This window comes from Flavobacterium pasteuri (assembly GCF_048286615.1).
GTDB lineage: Bacteria > Bacteroidota > Bacteroidia > Flavobacteriales > Flavobacteriaceae > Flavobacterium.
The window spans coordinates 158,356-176,385 of sequence record NZ_JBLVPN010000003.1 but is presented as its reverse complement, the minus strand read 5'-3'; the positions used below and the strand labels follow the sequence as shown (position 1 = coordinate 176,385).

18 protein-coding genes are annotated in these 18,030 nt (G+C 32.0%); 7 read left to right on the top strand and 11 right to left on the bottom strand.

The annotated features are described in order from the left end of the window. Positions 1-17 precede the first annotated feature (17 nt). Both ACNQF6_RS05760 and ruvX read right to left on the bottom strand, forming a co-directional pair. Positions 18-1,514 (bottom strand): malate:quinone oxidoreductase, encoded by a 1,497-nt coding sequence (locus ACNQF6_RS05760; protein WP_417964071.1) that lies wholly within the window; start codon positions 1,512-1,514, stop codon positions 18-20. A gap of 120 nt (positions 1,515-1,634) precedes the next feature. Beyond that, complete coding sequence (gene ruvX / locus ACNQF6_RS05755) at positions 1,635-2,051, bottom strand: Holliday junction resolvase RuvX (protein WP_417964069.1); 417 nt, start codon at positions 2,049-2,051, stop codon at positions 1,635-1,637. A gap of 232 nt (positions 2,052-2,283) precedes the next feature. Here ruvX and ACNQF6_RS05750 point away from each other — a divergent pair, with 232 nt between their 5' ends. Next, on the top strand, positions 2,284-3,099 hold the full coding sequence (locus tag ACNQF6_RS05750) for a 2,3,4,5-tetrahydropyridine-2,6-dicarboxylate N-succinyltransferase (protein WP_417964067.1): 816 nt from the start codon (positions 2,284-2,286) through the stop codon (positions 3,097-3,099). Positions 3,100-3,174: 75 nt separating this feature from the next. Here ACNQF6_RS05750 and ACNQF6_RS05745 read toward each other — a convergent pair whose 3' ends face one another. Beyond that, the gene (locus ACNQF6_RS05745) at positions 3,175-3,906 is read right to left on the bottom strand and encodes a DUF1919 domain-containing protein (RefSeq protein ID WP_417964065.1); all 732 of its coding nucleotides are present in this window, start codon (positions 3,904-3,906) and stop codon (positions 3,175-3,177) included. A gap of 203 nt (positions 3,907-4,109) precedes the next feature. On the opposite strand from ACNQF6_RS05745, the gene ACNQF6_RS05740 reads away from it, so the two are divergent. After that, positions 4,110-5,090, top strand: coding sequence for a glycosyltransferase family 2 protein (locus ACNQF6_RS05740; RefSeq protein WP_417964064.1), 981 nt, complete (start codon positions 4,110-4,112; stop codon positions 5,088-5,090). 7 nt (positions 5,091-5,097) lie between these two features. Here the strand turns inward: ACNQF6_RS05740 and ACNQF6_RS05735 are convergent, their stop codons facing one another. After that, on the bottom strand, positions 5,098-6,060 hold the full coding sequence (locus tag ACNQF6_RS05735; protein WP_417964062.1) for a glycosyltransferase family 17 protein: 963 nt from the start codon (positions 6,058-6,060) through the stop codon (positions 5,098-5,100). Positions 6,061-6,248: 188 nt separating this feature from the next. Further along, the gene (locus ACNQF6_RS05730) at positions 6,249-7,016 is read right to left on the bottom strand and encodes a Kdo domain containing protein (protein ID WP_417964060.1); all 768 of its coding nucleotides are present in this window, start codon (positions 7,014-7,016) and stop codon (positions 6,249-6,251) included. Positions 7,017-7,329: 313 nt separating this feature from the next. On the opposite strand from ACNQF6_RS05730, the gene ACNQF6_RS05725 reads away from it, so the two are divergent. The 5 genes from ACNQF6_RS05725 (at position 7,330) to ACNQF6_RS05705 (ending at position 11,712) form a co-directional block, all read left to right on the top strand. Continuing rightward, positions 7,330-7,899 (top strand): L-threonylcarbamoyladenylate synthase, encoded by a 570-nt coding sequence (locus tag ACNQF6_RS05725; protein ID WP_417964059.1) that lies wholly within the window; start codon positions 7,330-7,332, stop codon positions 7,897-7,899. Positions 7,900-7,984: 85 nt separating this feature from the next. Continuing rightward, positions 7,985-8,359 (top strand): GxxExxY protein, encoded by a 375-nt coding sequence (locus tag ACNQF6_RS05720; protein ID WP_417964057.1) that lies wholly within the window; start codon positions 7,985-7,987, stop codon positions 8,357-8,359. A 17-nt stretch (positions 8,360-8,376) separates the two neighbouring features. Further along, entirely contained in the window at positions 8,377-9,804 is a 1,428-nt protein-coding gene (locus tag ACNQF6_RS05715; RefSeq protein ID WP_417964055.1) for a CCA tRNA nucleotidyltransferase, read from the top strand. 60 nt (positions 9,805-9,864) lie between these two features. Further along, positions 9,865-10,884: a COX15/CtaA family protein gene (locus ACNQF6_RS05710; protein WP_417964053.1), complete on the top strand. Its 1,020-nt coding sequence runs from the start codon at positions 9,865-9,867 to the stop codon at positions 10,882-10,884. A gap of 54 nt (positions 10,885-10,938) precedes the next feature. Then, positions 10,939-11,712 carry a CDP-alcohol phosphatidyltransferase family protein gene (locus ACNQF6_RS05705; RefSeq protein ID WP_417964051.1) on the top strand — a complete coding sequence of 258 codons (774 nt, stop codon included), beginning with the start codon at positions 10,939-10,941 and terminating at the stop codon, positions 11,710-11,712. Positions 11,713-11,805: 93 nt separating this feature from the next. Here the strand turns inward: ACNQF6_RS05705 and ACNQF6_RS05700 are convergent, their stop codons facing one another. The 6 genes from ACNQF6_RS05700 to ACNQF6_RS05675 form a co-directional block, all read right to left on the bottom strand. Continuing rightward, positions 11,806-12,573, bottom strand: a complete 768-nt coding sequence (locus ACNQF6_RS05700; RefSeq protein WP_417964049.1) for a LytR/AlgR family response regulator transcription factor — start codon at positions 12,571-12,573, stop codon at positions 11,806-11,808. A 76-nt stretch (positions 12,574-12,649) separates the two neighbouring features. Next, positions 12,650-12,985: a 2TM domain-containing protein gene (locus ACNQF6_RS05695; RefSeq protein ID WP_417964047.1), complete on the bottom strand. Its 336-nt coding sequence runs from the start codon at positions 12,983-12,985 to the stop codon at positions 12,650-12,652. A 60-nt stretch (positions 12,986-13,045) separates the two neighbouring features. Next, positions 13,046-13,351, bottom strand: a complete 306-nt coding sequence (locus ACNQF6_RS05690) for a 2TM domain-containing protein (protein ID WP_417964045.1) — start codon at positions 13,349-13,351, stop codon at positions 13,046-13,048. Positions 13,352-13,398: 47 nt separating this feature from the next. Beyond that, the gene (locus ACNQF6_RS05685; RefSeq protein WP_417964043.1) at positions 13,399-14,733 is read right to left on the bottom strand and encodes a 2TM domain-containing protein; all 1,335 of its coding nucleotides are present in this window, start codon (positions 14,731-14,733) and stop codon (positions 13,399-13,401) included. A 78-nt stretch (positions 14,734-14,811) separates the two neighbouring features. Further along, positions 14,812-15,432, bottom strand: coding sequence for a tetratricopeptide repeat protein (locus ACNQF6_RS05680; protein WP_417964041.1), 621 nt, complete (start codon positions 15,430-15,432; stop codon positions 14,812-14,814). A gap of 217 nt (positions 15,433-15,649) precedes the next feature. Then, complete coding sequence (locus ACNQF6_RS05675; protein ID WP_417964489.1) at positions 15,650-17,812, bottom strand: TonB-dependent receptor; 2,163 nt, start codon at positions 17,810-17,812, stop codon at positions 15,650-15,652. Positions 17,813-18,030 lie beyond the last annotated feature (218 nt).

The following is an 18,030-nucleotide window of genomic DNA, read 5'->3' as shown; positions in this document are numbered from 1 at the left end:
ATTACTGAACACTGTATCTAATTATTCAATTTTAAAACAGAAGCAGTATCTTTTCTTATTTCAGTTAATAAATCTGGATTATCATTCAAAGTCTGACCATAAGAAGGAATCATAACTTTCAATTTTTCCTGCCATTCTGGCGTTTCAATTTCATCTTTGAAACATCTTCCTAATAAATCTACCATAATAGAAACTGCGGTTGAAGCACCAGGAGAAGCACCAAGTAAAACAGCGAGAGTTCCATCAGCAGTTGTGATGACTTCAGTACCAAACTCTAATATTCCACCTTCTTTTTCATCTTTTTTTATTACTTGAACACGTTGTCCTGCACGTTCTAATTTCCAATCTTTAGATCTTGCACCTGGAACATACTCTCTCAATGCATTAATCCTGTCTTTAGGAGACTGACGTACTTGCTCAATCAAATATTTTGTAAGTGGTATATTTTTAATACCGGCAGCAAGCATCGGAATGATATTATCCGGTTTTATGGATAATGGCAAATCAGAATACGAACCATTTTTTAAGAATCGAGTTGAAAAACCTGCAAAAGGTCCAAAAAGTAGTTGTCTTTCTCCATTTATCATTCGGGAATCAATATGTGGAACTGACATTGGAGGCGCACCCACACTCGCTTTTCCATATACTTTTGCTTGATGTTTAGCAATCACCTCAGGATTGGTGCATTTTAACCACTGTCCGCTCACAGGGAAACCGCCATAACCTTTTCCTTCTGGAACATTTGCTTTTTCTAGTAACGGCAATGAACCGCCACCAGCACCTATAAAAACAAATTTAGTATATGCTTTTCTTTTTTGGCCTGTAGCCAAATCAGTGATTTTTATTCTCCATGATTTATCTTCACGTTGTCTCATTTTTTGAACTTCATGATTAAAATACATCGTAACTCCATCCAATTTAGCTAGATAACTAAAAATATTTCGTGTCAGTTCTCCAAAATTTACATCGGTACCAATAGCCATTGAGGTTGCTGCAACTTTCTCAGATTCATTTCTACCTTCCATAACCAAAGGCATCCATTCTTTTAATTGCGTAAAATCAGTGCTGAAAACCATTTGTTTAAAAAGAGGATTCGAATGCAAAGCCTCATATCTTGTTTTAAGATATTCTACATTTTTTTCACCCCAAACAAAACTCAAATGAGGAATACTTTTAATGAAATTTTCAGGTGATGAAACTTTATTCTGTTGCACTAAATAGGCCCAAAATTGTCTGGAAACCTCGAAAGATTCCGCAATACCGATTGCTTTTTTTGGGTTGATGCTTCCATCTTCACTTTCAGGAGTGTAATTAAGCTCACAAAAAGCAGAATGTCCAGTTCCTGCATTATTCCATGCATCAGAACTTTCGGCAGCAGCCATATCTAATCTTTCGTATATTTCAATCTTTATATCTGGTCGTAACTCTTTTAGAATTAAGCCAAGAGTGGCGCTCATTATTCCAGCTCCTATAAGAACTACATCACTTTGCGAACGAATGGTTGTATCGGGCATAACAAAATTTTAAAGTGCAAATATACTTTATATAAGCAAAAAAAATGTAACAAATTATTGTTAAAAAGTAAGGAATTTCAAATCTATTTTAGTCAATTGAAAAGCTTTGCAGTTGAATTTCTAAAACATCTTCCGAGTCAAATAATCCTGAAGCATTATCGTTGCCGAAATCTCATCGATAAGTGCTTTATTTTGACGCTGTTTCTTACTAAGTCCACTGTCAATCATGGTTTGAAAAGCCATTTTTGAAGTAAAACGTTCATCAACCCGAATAACTTTCATATCCGGAAAATGATTGGTAAAATGCGTTACAAATCCTTTAATGATAGAAGCGCTTTCTGAAGGTTCTCCATTCATTTGTTTGGGCTCACCAATAAGTACGGCTTCTACTTTCTCTTTGGAGAAATAGTCCTTCAAAAAAGCAATTGCAGTTAGTGATGGAATAGTAGTTAATCCCGAGGCTATGATTTGCATTTCATCGGTAACGGCTATTCCTGTTCGTTTTTGACCGTAATCTATGGAGAGAATTCTTGGCATTTGTTTATTTTTTCCAAAGGTAGCTATTTTAATTTTCCAATTCTTAGCACTAAGAGAAAAGTCCCTTTGACACCATTTTTTTTGTGTTTACTAATTTAACATTTCAACACTAAAGAATTTTGTCATTTCAAATTAAATAATAAAACAAGAAGTTAAATATGTAACATTTTCTAATTATTTTGCTTTTTTGCTTTTGCCTAAAAATCCTATCTTTGTCAAAAATTAAACTAAAATGAATCCATTACAAACAATTATAGAACAAGCTTGGGAAAATCGTGCTTTGTTGCAAGAAACCACAACAACTGATGCTATCAGAGAAGTTATTGAATTATTAGACACTGGAAAATTACGTGTTGCCGAGCCAGTTGGTGAAGAATGGCAAGTAAACGAATGGGTTAAGAAAGCGGTAGTGATGTATTTCCCTATTCAAAAAATGGAAACATGGGAATCTGGAATCTTCGAATACCATGACAAAATGTTGCTAAAAAGAGGCTATGCCGAAAAAGGAATTCGCGTAGTTCCTAATGCTGTAGCGCGTTACGGTGCTTATATTTCTAGTGGTGTTATTTTGATGCCAAGTTATGTAAACATTGGAGCTTATGTTGATGAAGGTACAATGGTAGACACATGGGCTACAGTAGGAAGTTGTGCTCAAATTGGCAAACACGTTCACTTAAGCGGTGGTGTTGGTATCGGTGGAGTTTTAGAACCCTTGCAAGCTGCTCCGGTAATTATTGAGGATGGTGCATTTATTGGTTCTCGTTGTATTGTAGTTGAAGGCGTTCATGTTGGAAAAGAAGCTGTTCTTGGCGCTAATGTTTGTTTGACTGCCTCTACAAAAATTATTGATGTTACAGGTAAAACTCCAGTTGAAATGAAAGGATACGTTCCGGCACGTTCAGTTGTAATTCCGGGAAGTTATACCAAATCATTTCCTGCAGGTGATTTCCAAGTTCCTTGTGCATTAATTATCGGACAAAGAAAAGCCTCTACTGACTTGAAAACATCTTTAAATGATGCCTTACGTGAATATAACGTAGCGGTTTAAAACTTCTTCTTTGTTAAAAAGGAAAAAATAACCAACTTAAAAAAAAAAAATGCACTTTTATAAGTGCATTTTTTTCTAATCCTTAAATCGGGTTCTAGTGATTGTTTTTGTATTTATCCATTTTACAAAATCGATATACAAAAATGAAATTTCAAAAAGTTTCTTACCGTTTGGTGTACACGTCTTAAACTGATTATATTGCTTGTATACATTTACATGTTGCTGATTATTTAGCCCTTCAATATCAAAAGCAGAGAATGATAATTTATTTTTAAAATCTAATTTATGAAATGTTTGAATGATATTCTCATCAATAAGATCCTGATCACTAATCTGAAAAAAAAAGTTATCATAATTAATTTGTTCTTTAAGTCTCTCTAACCTTCTATACCATTTATCAATAACTTCATGTTGTGTTTTGTAATGAAGAAAATGCAATTCTACATCATACAAAAGAGCGATAGGATACGCTTGTATTGTATCTTTATATGCAGATTTAGTAACAAAAACCAAATCTTGTTTTAAATAAAAATCAAAATTCTGCAGCAACTTTATATAACACTGTCCATACAAGAATAGTCCAACAAAAGGAGTATTGTAAGGAAGGTTTAGCCACTGATAAGCCTGACCACCAAAACAATTATTGGATATAATCACAAAATCTTTATTCTGCAACTTAACAATCTCTTTTTCAGAGACATCTCGTCTCATTTTCCGTTTTATAAAAACTTCCAAGTAAATATAAAAATGTAGCATTATCGCTAATACTACTTTGCTTTTTAATATTATATACTTCAATGATGCCATCTACATAAACTTAATTATACCTCTTCTATTTTATGAACAAAACTACAAAATAAAATCCTCTGAAAAATTTTAAAATATTTTTTACTCCTGAAAAATAAACCTAACTTTGATGTTTAGTTATTACTAGCTCTTACAATACAAAATCATTACACTTACTAAATCAAGTGAAGGTAATGGTATCTTTTCATAATAAAAAAAAACTATTGGACATATCAATAATTATAGTCAATTATCGTGGATGGCAAGCTTTAGAAAAATGCTTGAAATCTATAGAAACAATTGTTCCAAAATCATCTTTTGAGATTATTATTGTTGATAATTTTTCTAATGATGGACAATTCCCCGCTTTTAAAGAAAAATATCCAACATTTAAATTCGTAGAAAATTCCTGTAACAATGGTTTTTCTAATGGGTGCAATTTTGGTGCAAGTTTGGCTAATGGAAACTATCTTCTTTTTTTAAATCCAGACACAAAACTAACTCTTGGAGCATTAGAAACACTTTTACAAACCGCCATTTCACATCCTGAAATAGGAATTTTATCTTGCTTACAAATTAATGAAAACAATATTTTTTATAACCAAAATAATTTATTTCCCCTTTTAGGTCGTTTTTTTGGAATATCAAGAGCTATTTCAAGAAAACTAAACAAAATAAACCTGCAAAAAAGATTCAATACCCAAGAGGAATTGTTTTATCCTGATTGGGTTACTGGGGCAGTTATTTTTATTAGCAGAGATTGGTTCAATAAAATCAATGGATGGAACGAAGATTATTGGTTATATTTTGAAGATATTGATATTTGCAAAAAAACGGCTACGGCTGGAGGAAAAATTGCAGTCACACGAAAAGCGACTATTTTTCATCAACATGGCGGTGCCTCTCGATTAAACATTAAAACAAAAGCACTCACCAAAACGGAAGTAATTATTTCTAAACATGCTTATATAAGCAATCAATTTTCGTCAGGCACAAAGCTTTATTTACATAGTCTAGTGATTTTAGGAATTCTTTTGGAGACAATTAGCTTTTCTATCTTAAGTTTATTTTTGTTTTTTATTCCAAAATTGCAAGTATATCGACACATACTAAAAAATCTAATTGCTTATTATTTTAATGCAATCCAAAAAGGAACTTGGATTAGTCCTCGTGCTATGAATTACTTAAAACAAAAGCACATTTGATATTTAACTAAAAAATTAACTCTTGATACACAACAACAATATCCTGTAAATCTTTTGGAAGATGAGTAATTTCCTTTTTCACATATTGCGGTTTACTGTTTTTGTTTTTGTAATAATCAAACAAACTGTATCCATTATTAATACAAAAATCAATATATTCATCGGAAAGGATCTCGGGTATATTATATTCTTGGTGAGAAAAATTTCTTATTTTATGCTTTATCTTGTCTTTTCCTCCCAAATACGAAAAATGCCATCCTCCTTTAATTACGGACTGCAAAGGAGAATTTCTAAATATTCGTAATTCATTTGCCTTGAATATTTTTAACCACCCTGCCTGTAAACATTGTGTACCTGACCAAACACTATTCTTTTTTTGATAATTCAGATAGTAATAGTAATTATTCATTTCAAAATTAAGAGGCGCTGGATATTTTTTAAAAAGAGTAAAATAAATCAGTTTCATTTGTGACTTCAATTTATTTAAATCTTTTCTAATAAGTATATAAAAAATACTTTTTACAAAATAGAAAGCAACTTTTATAAGTAAAATAATTTTATACTCTTTTTTGATAACAATTTTACTATCTAGATTATTTTTTAAATTAAATAAAATGTCCTTATTTGGAATTTCATCAAGATCACTAATAAGAACCAAATCAGTATCTTTAATACCAAGACTGTTAATCCCTTTATATATAGAATTCCTTTGATATTCTTCTCTCTCCCATGCCACTCCTTTTTTGTCGCCAAAATGCAGTAAACTTACTGGCACATAAATTATTTTATCCTTAAAAGGAAAAAACCTTTCTTCATTATCAGCGAAAACCATCTGCTTTGACTGACCATTATATGAAGAATCTGCTTCAACAATAATGAAATAATCTACAACATCATATAAATATTTCAACCTTATTTCCAACAAATCAAGTTCATTAAAAAATGTAAAGCAATCTATTATTTTATTCATTTGTTAAGTTTGTCATTTTTATTTAATCTTACTCCCAACTTTACACATCTGCCACAAAAATGGTTAAATATTCCAAATTTATTTGGAACACTAATTAATATTATAATCCAATAAACAAATATTCTTTATCGACCCCTAATCAAAATCATGTAAAAAATACAGTTAATTCTACATTTATAAGAATAACATTAGGCTTTTGATTTCCCTATTTTAAGAAAGCGTTTCAGCCTTATTTTTCTGTAAAATTTATATTGAAAATCAGACGTTGCTTTCCACAATTTTTCAAAAAAAACAATTTCATCTACCTGATATAATTTAGCATATTCTTTACTTATTACTGCTATCATTTCTTTATAAGGTGTTAATCTTTTAAGATTATTTACTCTTCTTTCATACGAAAGAGCATCATGAAATTTCATTCTATTAAGATCAACCAGATAAAACTCATAATGTCCATCAACCTTCTTAATTAAAGTATTACCTGGAGAATGGTCTAAGAACTCAATTCCTTTTTGATGTAAATCAAATGAAAAAAAAGCAAATTGTTTTAATATTGTATCAAGATCAGGGAAATTATCTGTTTCAATTAAATCTCTAAACATGAAATCATAATGAATGTGCTCACAAACATAATAACTATCTTTTAATCCAATGAGAGATTTGTTTTCAAAAACAGCAACTGGAAATGGGGTTCCAATATCATAATTAATTAATCGTAACGCATATTCATAGGATCTTTTCGCTTTTGATTTCTTAAAATAACAGTAAATAATTTTATTAAAAAAAATAGGTGTTTTGAACGATTTTACATTAAAAGTACTATTCTCGAAATCAAATATTTTAATTTTATTTCTTTTTCCATCACCAAAAAGAACTCCTGTTGAATCAAAATTTTCAATCATAGCCAATAAACTCGACTTGTTTTTCAGGAAATGGGGGTGGATATTTATCTGCATCAGTATGTTTTAAGTGGAAACAAAAGTAGGTATTGCATTTTGTTTATACAATCTATGGTTTACATTTCCTGATTATATTACTTTTTAAGTCAAAAACGATCCTCCTCAAAACGTAAAAACAAAAGAATATCAAAGGTAGACCGGAAGTGTTTAATTTAAATTCCATACCTAAAAAATGAAACATTTTCATGTACACTCAAAAAGCAACCATTAAATTATTTGGATTGCAAAGCTCAAATGAAGTATTTTTACAAACCGGAAATTACACTAGTTTTATTGAACTAAAACTTAAAATATCCACAAAAATAAAAATATGGAAAATCTTAACGAAGAAGTACACAAAGCATACGAAGTCATAAAGGAAGGAGGAATCATTTTATATCCTACTGACACCGTTTGGGGAATTGGATGTGATGCCACAAACCCTGAGGCTGTTGCCAAAATATACAAACTCAAGCAAAGAGCCGAAACTCAAAGCATGATCGTCTTGATGAATGGCGAAAAAATGATGTATAATATCTTTAATGACATCCCAGAAGTGGCATGGCAAATCATTGATTTATCTGAAAATCCTACCACACTGATTTTAGACAAACCTAGAAATGTAGCGCCAAATATTATATCGACTGACAACTCGCTCGGTATCCGAATTGTCAAGGAAGCATTTTGCTTTAAACTAATGGAAAAAATGAAAAAACCATTAGTTTCAACATCCGCAAATATCTCGGGAAAACCCACACCAATTGCCTTCAAAGATATTAGTCCGGAAATTATAAAAGGTGTAGACTATGTTGTAAATTTGCATCGTGAAAAAATTGGCGGGAAACCTTCGACAATAATAAAATTAACGAATGATTCTCAGGTGAAAGTGATTCGGAAATAGAAAATAGCCACGAATTCACGAATTTTATTAGCAAAAATTAAAAAAATAAGTAAATTGGGGAGTTGGTGGAAAAAAATCTAGAACTATGGCAGAGATATTATACAAAGAAGAAAGCTATAAAATAATGGGAATTCTATTTGATGTGCACCGTAACTTAGGTGGTGGTTTTTCAGAAATTGTATATAAAGATGCTTTAGAATATGAATTCAAAAATTTAAATATTCCTTACGAAAGAGAAAAAGAATACTCCGTCAATTATAAGAGTATCATTTTAAACCATAAGTTTTATGCAGATTTTGTTTTGTTTGATTCAATAATTTTAGAAATAAAGTCAAGCGAGAACCTCCATCCAAAGCATTACTCACAATGTTTAAACTACTTAAAAGTTTCAAATAATAGGTTGGCTATTTTAGCAAATTTTAATTCTATTTCTTTGGAACACAAACGCATCATTTTATAAAAAAAATTCGTGAATTCGTGGCTATAAAAACTAACTACAAAGAATCCTTAAATAATAAAATATTCGAAGTCATCTCTCAAGCTTCTCAAGAACTTAACGTAGATAGTTATGTAATTGGTGGTTTCGTTAGAGATTTACTTTTAAACAGAGACTTTAAAAAAGACATTGATATTGTTGCAGTTGGCAGCGGAATCGAATTGGCTTTAAAAGTATCTCAATTACTTCCTAACAAACCAAAAGTTCAGGTTTTCAAGACATACGGAACAGCAATGTTGCGCTTTGAAGACACCGAAATTGAGTTTGTGGGTGCTCGAAAAGAATCCTATCAGTCTGATAGTCGCAATCCTATTGTTGAAAACGGTACACTTCAAGACGATCAAAACCGCCGCGATTTCACAATCAATGCACTTGCCTTAGCTTTGAACAAAGATAATTTTGGAGAATTATTAGACCCCTTTAACGGTCTTGAAGACTTAAAAAACAAAATAATTAAAACACCGTTGGATCCAGATATTACTTTTTCTGATGATCCGTTGCGTATGTTGAGAGGCATTCGTTTTGCGAACCAATTGGGCTTTGATATACAAGAAAATTCGTTTCAATCCATCACAAAGAACTCAGAGCGAATCAAAATTATTTCTGGAGAACGCATCGTGGATGAATTGAATAAAATACTTTCAACAGATCAACCTTCAATCGGATTTTTACATTTGTTCAAAACAGGACTTTTAGATATTATTCTTCCCGAGTTAACGGCTTTGAACCAAGTTGAAGAAATAGAAGGTCACACGCATAAAAATAATTTCTATCATACGCTTGAGGTTGTTGACAATATTTGCCCAAATACTGATGACGTTTGGCTCCGCTGGTCTGCATTGTTGCATGATATAGGAAAAGCTCCAACAAAACGTTTTAATAAAAAACAAGGCTGGACTTTTCACGGACATGAATTCCTGGGAGGAAAAATGGCTAAAAAAATATTTGAACGCTTACACATGCCTCTTAACCATAAAATGAAATTTGTTCAAAAAATGGTCATGATGAGTTCCAGACCCATAGTACTTTCTCAAGATACTGTAACAGATAGTGCTGTGCGGCGTTTAGTGTTTGATGCTGGTGAAGACGTAGAGAACTTAATGACACTCTGTGAAGCTGATATCACAACAAAAAACCCAAACAAATTTAAAAAGTACCACAAAAATTTTGAAATAGTTCGAAAAAAAATTGTGGAAGTAGAAGAACGTGATCAAGTACGTAATTTTCAACCGCCGATATCTGGTGAAGAAATTATGGAACATTTTAACATTAAACCATCAAGAGAAATTGGTATCATCAAAGAAGCAATTAAAGAAGCAATCCTTGAGGGTGAAATCCCAAATGAATATGATGCTGCCTATGCTTTTATGCTAAAAAAAGCATCTAAATTAGGTTTAGTCAAAGTTTAACTATTGTGTACTCTTTTACTACAGTGAAATGAGATAATTTTACAAAAAAATAAAACCCCTGTGCAAAAATACTTTCTAAAATCCGCAAAAATAGCTCTCGTTTTGGTTTATCTAGTCATCTTTGCAGGTGCCTTCGTTCGATTGACTGGCTCCGGAATGGGCTGCCCAGACTGGCCTAAATGTTTTGGGTATTACATTCCGCCAACAGACCAAAAAGAGCTTTTATTTGCACCTAATAAGGAGTATAATAAAGGCCAGGTAATCATAAAAGAGGAATCCTTATTAGTTGCTAAGGAGAATTTTGTTGCTAAAAAGAATTTTGAAACATCCAATTGGATACCTTATCAAAAACACGATTATGCAATTTTTAATCCCATTCACACTTGGGTAGAATACATCAACCGCCTCCTAGGAGCGTTAGCGGGCTTAGCTTGTATAGTAACACTGGTATTCTCCTTTGGTTATAGAAAAAAACAAAAAAGCCTTATTTACTTATCTTTTATAGTCTGTGTATTGATGGCATTCCAGGCTTGGCTTGGTAAAACAGTGGTAGACTCTGTACTTAGTCCTTATAAAATTACAACTCACATGCTGGCAGCTTTGTTGATACTTGCCATTCAGCTCATAGTGATTTACAGTGTAAAAACAAATAAAAAACCTGTTACTTACAACACCCAATTTAATGTCTTTTTACTCGTAGCGCTAGTTCTAACTCTTGTTCAAATCGTACTTGGAACAGATGTTAGAGAACAAGTGGATATTGTTTCAAAAACAGGAGCTCCAGAGGTAATGTGGCTCCAAAATCCAACTGTTATATTTTACATTCACAGATCATTTTCAATACTTGTGTTTGCTCTCAATGGGTACTTATTCTACATGAATAGAAAATTAAATCTAAATGCGAGCAAACAAAATTGGGTTATGTTTTTACTTCTCGTCGAAATCCTTACCGGTATAACGATGTACTATTTTGATTTTCCGTTTGGCACACAAACCTTACATCTCGTACTAGCAACCTTACTTTTTGGAGTTCAATTTTATCTAGTTTTAGAGTCATATTCACAAAGGAACAAACATTAAAACATTCGTTTTTGACTATATTGTCACATCTATTTTTGCTTATTAATTATTAAAATGTCAAAACTTGCTGCTCAAGATAAATTTTTAGATCTATCAGATTATGGAAGACCATTTGGAAAACTTCTTGCTAATCAATTAAAAAATACTCGGTTCACTCCTATTCACGTCACCTTACTTTTTGGTATTTCAGGCTTGATTGCTATTTACTGTATTCTGCAAGGAAGTTATTATTTAGCAAGTTTTTTCATCATTCTAAAATCAATGATTGACGCTGCCGATGGAGAACTGGCGCGATTAAAAAATAAGCCTTCTTATACCGGAAGATACTTGGACAGTGTATTTGATATCATCCTGAATTTTCTATTTTTAATGACCATTTGTTATGTTTCTAAAACATCATTTTGGTTTACTATTTTGGCTTTTATTGGCATTCAATTACAGGGAACTTTATACAATTATTACTATGTGATTTTAAGAAATAAATCAGTAGGCGGAGATACAACAAGCAAAATATTCGAATATAAATCTCCAAAGGCTCTACCGGGAGAAACCCAAAAATCAGTTGATATTTTATTCCGTATTTACACTATTGTCTACGGTACGTTTGATAAAATAATTCACACACTTGATCAAGAAGCTTACAAAGTAAAAACATTTCCTAACTGGTTTATGACAGTACTTTCAATTTACGGTTTGGGTTTTCAACTACTAATAATTGCGGTAATGCTACCTATGGACTTGATAGAATATATCATTCCGTTTTTTATAATTTACACCGCTTTAATCTTTGTCATAATTGGCATTCGAAAAGTGGTTTTCAAGGTTTAAAATCGTCATAAGAATAATCTATACCGTAAACATAATACACATATAATCAGATTTTTAAATGATTTAATCTAAATTAATAATCCAACTATTTATTTACTCAATCCAATTCTTAAAATCAGAAACTTTTTCTCTGCTCACAATCACTTCGTCTTCTTTATAAGAAGGTAAAATAACCTTTAATCGCGAGTTACTGTAGATTACAATTTCTTTAATTGCCTTGAGAGGAACTATGAATTTTCGACTAACTCGATAAAAAGCTGCTGGATCTAATTCCTGTTCTAAAAGCTCCAAAGTTGTTTCAATTAAATAATTCCTATTATCAAAAGTATGAAGATAGGTTCCTTTATTTTCACTAAAAAAACACTCAATTTCATCGGTAGAAATCACTTTCAAATGTTGCCCTATTTTTACCGTAAACCGTTTTTTATGATTTTTTTCAAATGGATTGGAAAGCATCTTTTTAATCTGATCAAAATCCATCCCGAAGTCTCGCGAGCCGGTTTCTTGTTTTGGCAAACGTGTTTTAAATTTAGAAACGGCAACCTCTAAGTCATCCTCGTCAATAGGCTTTAAAAGATAGTCGATACTATTCAATTTAAAAGCCCGCAAAGCATACTCATCATAAGCCGTGGTAAAAATCACAGCACTCTTAATTTGAACTTTATCAAATATTTCAAATGACAATCCATCCGATAATTGAATGTCCAAAAAAATCAATTCCGGATGTTCATTATTAGAAAACCAATCAATTGCTTCTTCTACTGAATGCAGCATTACATCTACTTGAATATTTAGTTTTTCTAATTTTCGTTGCAGCAATCTTGCAGCTGGTTTTTCGTCTTCGATTATTATTGTTGTCATTTAATATTGAATCGTTTATCAGGTTATTTGGTTATTTGGTTAACTGAAAATTAAATTAATTCTGAATCCATAGTTTTTATTCCCATTTCTCACTTTTTTCCTTTTCCATAAACTCTTTGATCTTTTTATTTTCCCAGTTTTTTCCAAAAATCAAATTGGGCATAAATGTAGAGAGCGCATGAGCCGTTAAACCAATTCCCCAGAAAAAAGCGGTAAAGAAATTCTCTATTTTAAAATAGCTTTCTCCAGCATCTAAACCTCTAATATTAATAAATACAATCATTATATTTATGATTACATAAACTATTAAATGCGTGTAAAATCCTTTCAATCGTTTCACTTTTCGCTGCGCATCAGCATATTTATCTTCTGGCTGAAACTCTTTAAATTCTGATTTATAATTCCTTCTCATCTTGATGGCATTAAATATTTACTGTTTTAAACAAATTCAATTTAAGATAAAAACACGACATTAAGTCCAATTGTCTTTTCTTTCATTTTCCTTATCCATAAACTCTTTAATTTTTTGCTGCTCCCAGTCTCTTCCAAGAAAAGGACTGTAATTAAACACTTTCAATCCATGAAAAAACACCCCAAGTCCCCAACCAATTAATGGCCAGAAGAACCACAAATGATCCGGAGCTGTTACTAGATTTAGAATCAATAATCCTATGTTTATAACAATGTAAGCAATCAAATTACCATAAAATGCTTTTATTTCTTCTACTTGTTTTTTAGCTTTAAAGTAGCGTTCTTCGTTTTGATATGTAGTTTCCATGACCATTAATTTAAAAATTTATTCTACGTTTAGAATCTTTCTGAATATTATTTCCAAGTTTGTTTTTGCTCTTCTTTTTGTAAAATTTCCTGAATTTTTCTTTCTTCCCAATTGGAACTGTATCCAAAAACCTTAAAAGCATGCATGGTCACTCCAAATCCCCATCCGGCTGCAGAAAACCAAAACCATTGAAAATGTGGAGAATATGTTAAATTAATAAATATCAAAAATGGAATGACGCAACAGTAAGAAATCAAGTTTCCGTAAAACCCTTTAAGTTCTTCCACACGTTTTTTAGCTCTATAATAAGCGGTATCTTCATTGTAATTTGTAGTTGTTTCCATAACTGTAATTTGTTTTGTCAAAAGAGGTATTTTGACCGTAAATGTTTTCTCGTTTTGAATAATCAATACTTTTCTGTTGGTTATAATTCCATATCTGTTGACAATATTTTGCAAACCAACACCTTGACGTTCTTGTAATACTTCTTTCTTTTGATAATCGTTTTGAACGGCTAAATAATCGCCCTCAACATAAATCCGAATGTGCAATGGCCTTTGTTCACTAACCACATTATGCTTCACCGTATTCTCTAATAAAAGCTGCAAAGAGAGCGGCACTACTTTGCCATCTGGATTTATAGCTGTCGTTGGTAATTCATAAAACAAACTGTTTTCAAAACGCATTTTCAATAAATTCATGTACGTTTTGGCGAAAGCCAATTCTTCTTCAACCGAAACCAGTTCTTTATCTTTTTGTTCTAATACATAGCGATAAATCTTTGATAATGAAATCGTAAACCGCTGGGCATTATCGGGATTTTCTTCAATCAAAGAACTCAATACATTTAAACTGTTAAAAAGAAAATGAGGATCAATTTGATTCTTTAAGCTCTCGAATTTTGCGTTAGCAGTTCCTGCAATAATTTTTTGTTCCTTGACTTTATTCTCATTGTACGCTTTATAAAATGAAATAGTATAAATCGATAATGTGACAAAAAAAGTGATGATTATAGATCCTAGATAGCTGGAAGGTTTTTCATTAGCCAAGAAATAGTCAAAAGAATTTTTATTATACACCACAACTTCAAATACATGCATTAAAAAAATAACTGCTAATGAAACTAAAAACGAACCTATGAAACCTAGTGTTAATCTTTTTACAGAAAATTTATCTTCAAAATAAGAATCTAATTTCCAAAAAAGGAACATATTTGCAGCGTATAAAGAAAAAGTATACATCATTGTGAATAAAAAATTGACTAGCAACCTTTTACCAAAATAAACTTCACTTCCCATTATCACATTGACTAATTGAATCACAGCAAAAATAATAAGTGTCAATTTTATCGCTCTTTGAAGTTCTTTATATATTCTATTCATTTTATTTTGATATTTGTTCTGATTGTAGCATTAACAAAAGATTTAAAAATCACTTCTATTCTTTCTTGTTTCTACTTCCTATTTACAGTTTTTCTGTGCTTCTAAAGCTCTTTCTAAACCCCATTTTGGAGAGAATGGTGTTTCAGGTTTAAAAGTAGCAAAAAGTCCAATAGCTTTTTCAATTTGCACACACATTGGTTTAGTGTCTGTTCCCCAAAATTTAGCACCACCTATTTCAAATTCGGCTTTACCAAAAACAACTCTTGGATTTTCCGGTGCAATTGCCTGTGCTTTTCCGTACAATTCCATCACCGTTCCGGATAATTTTTGTCCATTTGTCATTGGGTCAAAAGCAATCCAAGCAGTATGAATCATCGCTTGCATCACCAATAATTCGGCATTATTTGGATTTTTATCCATTGCTATATCCAATGATTTTTGTGCTTTAGAAAGTAATAAATTCATTTGATCTTTATCTTTTGTTCTAAAAGCGGTGGTTGTGTTTACCAATGCAACGTAATAATTAGGCAACCAGCTTGTTTTTTCAGCGGCAGCTATTCTTTCGAATAAATCAGAAGCTTCCGTATTTTTTCCTTCGCCCCATAATTGGAATGCTTTTCCCATTCCTTGTTCGAATTGCCCTTGAGCTGATACTAAACTACATACAAATAATACGATTGTGGTGATAACTTTTGTCATGATTTCTTGTTTTAAAATGGTTGTTTTTTTTTGATAATTGAAACGTTGTAATAATTTATACTTTAAAAGTATCTCGGTTTTTTTTGATTTAAAATTTATTGATACTGAACTGTAGAATTTAATGGATGAATTGTGATGCAGTCGAAAGTCATAAAGTTTAAAGAGTTTTCGTTTACAAAGACTTTAGACCTTTGACTTTAAGACATTATGACTTCCTTTAAAGATTCCTCAACTGATTGTCTTTTTTATCGTTGCTGATGGTCCAAAAGAATCCTACGAAGAAAAAACGATCGGCCGTAGGAATAATCTCTTTTCTGTTGTAAAGGCCTGTATTATCAGGATTATTGGCATATTCGTATCCAAATACATTCTGAGAACCTAAAACATTAGAAACCGAGAAATATAAAATCTTTTGCTGTGTCACTAAATACGCCCAATTGAAACTCAAACTATTGTACGATTTAGTTTTTCCATTCATGAATTTAGCTTCGTTTGGGTTGTTGTAAGGACGCCCAGAACTGTATGAATTTGTAAAGCCTATCTGAGATTTCCACTCGTTTATCCAGTATTTAGTAACGATTGATAAGCTGTGATCTGCAACAAAACTTGGCGTAACTTGCGTACTGAAATTTTTATAATTTCTCTCTGTGTCGATGTACGAATAGGAAACCCAATATTCTAAGTTTTTGATTGATTTTCCATCTCTCCAAAACAAATCCAATCCTTTTGCATAACCAGAACCCGTATTATCATAAACCGAATTATACGCCGCCATTTGTGTGTCAAATTTTACTAAATTATTGTAATCTTTAAAATAGGTTTCTGCACGAAAGGTTTTTCCGTTTTTATTATATTGAAAATTCAAGATGTAATGCGAAGCCTTTTCACTTTCAAACTGATGATTATTGGAATACTTGATGTATTCTGCGTTTGGAGTTTGGGTAAAATCGCCATAGGCAAATGAAAATTGACTGTTTTTAGCCATTTTATATGCAAATGAAATTCGAGGTGAAATGGCGGTTTCATTCAGTAAATCGTTATTAGAAGCCCTAACTCCTACTTTGGCTGCCCATTTTTTAGAGAAGAAAATATCGGCTTCCGTATAAACTGCAGCAATGTTAGCATCGTATCCATTGGTGAAAACCGAACCTGTATTTTCCTTAAAATCTTCATTGAATTGAGTAACAAAATAATCCGCTCCAAAAGACAGTTTCAATCTTTCCGAAAAGCTTTTTCTTAATTTTAATTTCAAATGAGCCGCATTTTCATCATTAGCCACTTTATCTGAGTCTAAATTTATTTTGTTGTTGCTGTAACCATAACTCAACCCGGAAGTAATTTGCCAATTGTTCCCAAAAACGCCTTTATAAGACGAATTCAAATAGAAATTATTGTTGTTCAAGTTAACTCTGATTTTCTCTGGCGAATTGATATTTTCCTGATTAATATCAAATTTAGAACTATCAAAAGCAGCATACACTTTCAAAATTCCATTGTTAAAATTATAACGATAAACGGTTTCTCCAGACAACGATTGAAAAGGACTATTCCAATCCACATTTTGAGGAATAACTGCTTGATAAGGCGCTAAATTGATATAATTCGCATTTACGCTCAACGAACTTTTTTTCCACTTTTGGGTATTCCCAATTCCTAAACCTACAGTCATCAAAGCGATTTCAGTTTTGTTTTGGTCTGGATCATCTTGTGTATTCAATAACAAAACACTAGATAATGCTTCGCCATATTCCGCTGAATAACCACCCGTAGAAAATGATATTCCGCTGAATAAAAAAGGAGAAAACCTACCTCGTGTTGGTAAATTATTCGTGGTTGCGCCATACGGTTGCGCCACTCGAATCCCGTCTACAAAAGTTTGTGCTTCATTGGCTTCGCCACCACGAACAAACAATCGCCCGTCCTCGCCTACCGTTTGTGTTCCTGGCAACGTTTGCAAAGCCGCAATAATATTTCCCGCAGAGCCCGCTGTAGTTACGATGTCTAATGGTTTTAAAACCGATACTCTTGCTTTATCGCCCGCTTCTAATGTCCCTGCTGTAATCACAACTGAGTCAAGCGATGTAACACTTTCTCGTAATTTGATGGTTTTATTTTGGAAAGCAGCCACATCAATTACTGTTTTTGAAGTTTCATAAATCAGGAAACTCACAACCAGAGTTTGATTCCCGGTTGTTGTAGTTGTAAAACTAAAATCCCCCGTTTCACTACTAGAAGCACCGTCATAAGTTCCTTCAATAAAAATATTAGCACCTGAAACCGGTTTTCCTTTCTCATCTACCACTTTCCCTGAAATTGTGTTTTGCGAAAAAATAGCTAAGCTGAATACTAAAAAGGCAAACGTAAAAATAAATTTAAGCATTGTGTTCGAATGATTTGATTGTTGCGTAAATGTTGGTTTCATGATATTTGATTTTGATGCAGCAAATATCTATTGCAAAAATCAGAATCAGAAAAAGTTATTACTGAACTGTTGAAATTACTGGATGAGTTGTTTTGCCTAATCCATTTCGAATTTGAAATCATGCATTTTTTATTTTATAATGAAAACCTTAAATTTGTGTACAACCTAATTCTGTA

Coding starts and splice junctions, on each gene's coding strand:
- ACNQF6_RS05760 (WP_417964071.1), bottom strand. CDS start 1,514: ATGCCCGATACAACCATTCGTTCGCAAAGTGATGTAGTTCTTATAGGA.
- ruvX (WP_417964069.1), bottom strand. CDS start 2,051: ATGCCAAGAATTCTCTCCATAGATTACGGTCAAAAACGAACAGGAATA.
- ACNQF6_RS05750 (WP_417964067.1), top strand. CDS start 2,284: ATGAATCCATTACAAACAATTATAGAACAAGCTTGGGAAAATCGTGCT.
- ACNQF6_RS05745 (WP_417964065.1), bottom strand. CDS start 3,906: ATGGCATCATTGAAGTATATAATATTAAAAAGCAAAGTAGTATTAGCG.
- ACNQF6_RS05735 (WP_417964062.1), bottom strand. CDS start 6,060: ATGAATAAAATAATAGATTGCTTTACATTTTTTAATGAACTTGATTTG.
- ACNQF6_RS05730 (WP_417964060.1), bottom strand. CDS start 7,016: ATGCAGATAAATATCCACCCCCATTTCCTGAAAAACAAGTCGAGTTTA.
- ACNQF6_RS05725 (WP_417964059.1), top strand. CDS start 7,330: ATGGAAAATCTTAACGAAGAAGTACACAAAGCATACGAAGTCATAAAG.
- ACNQF6_RS05720 (WP_417964057.1), top strand. CDS start 7,985: ATGGCAGAGATATTATACAAAGAAGAAAGCTATAAAATAATGGGAATT.
- ACNQF6_RS05705 (WP_417964051.1), top strand. CDS start 10,939: ATGTCAAAACTTGCTGCTCAAGATAAATTTTTAGATCTATCAGATTAT.
- ACNQF6_RS05700 (WP_417964049.1), bottom strand. CDS start 12,573: ATGACAACAATAATAATCGAAGACGAAAAACCAGCTGCAAGATTGCTG.
- ACNQF6_RS05695 (WP_417964047.1), bottom strand. CDS start 12,985: ATGAGAAGGAATTATAAATCAGAATTTAAAGAGTTTCAGCCAGAAGAT.
- ACNQF6_RS05690 (WP_417964045.1), bottom strand. CDS start 13,351: ATGGAAACTACATATCAAAACGAAGAACGCTACTTTAAAGCTAAAAAA.
- ACNQF6_RS05685 (WP_417964043.1), bottom strand. CDS start 14,733: ATGAATAGAATATATAAAGAACTTCAAAGAGCGATAAAATTGACACTT.
- ACNQF6_RS05680 (WP_417964041.1), bottom strand. CDS start 15,432: ATGACAAAAGTTATCACCACAATCGTATTATTTGTATGTAGTTTAGTA.
- ACNQF6_RS05675 (WP_417964489.1), bottom strand. CDS start 17,812: ATGCTTAAATTTATTTTTACGTTTGCCTTTTTAGTATTCAGCTTAGCT.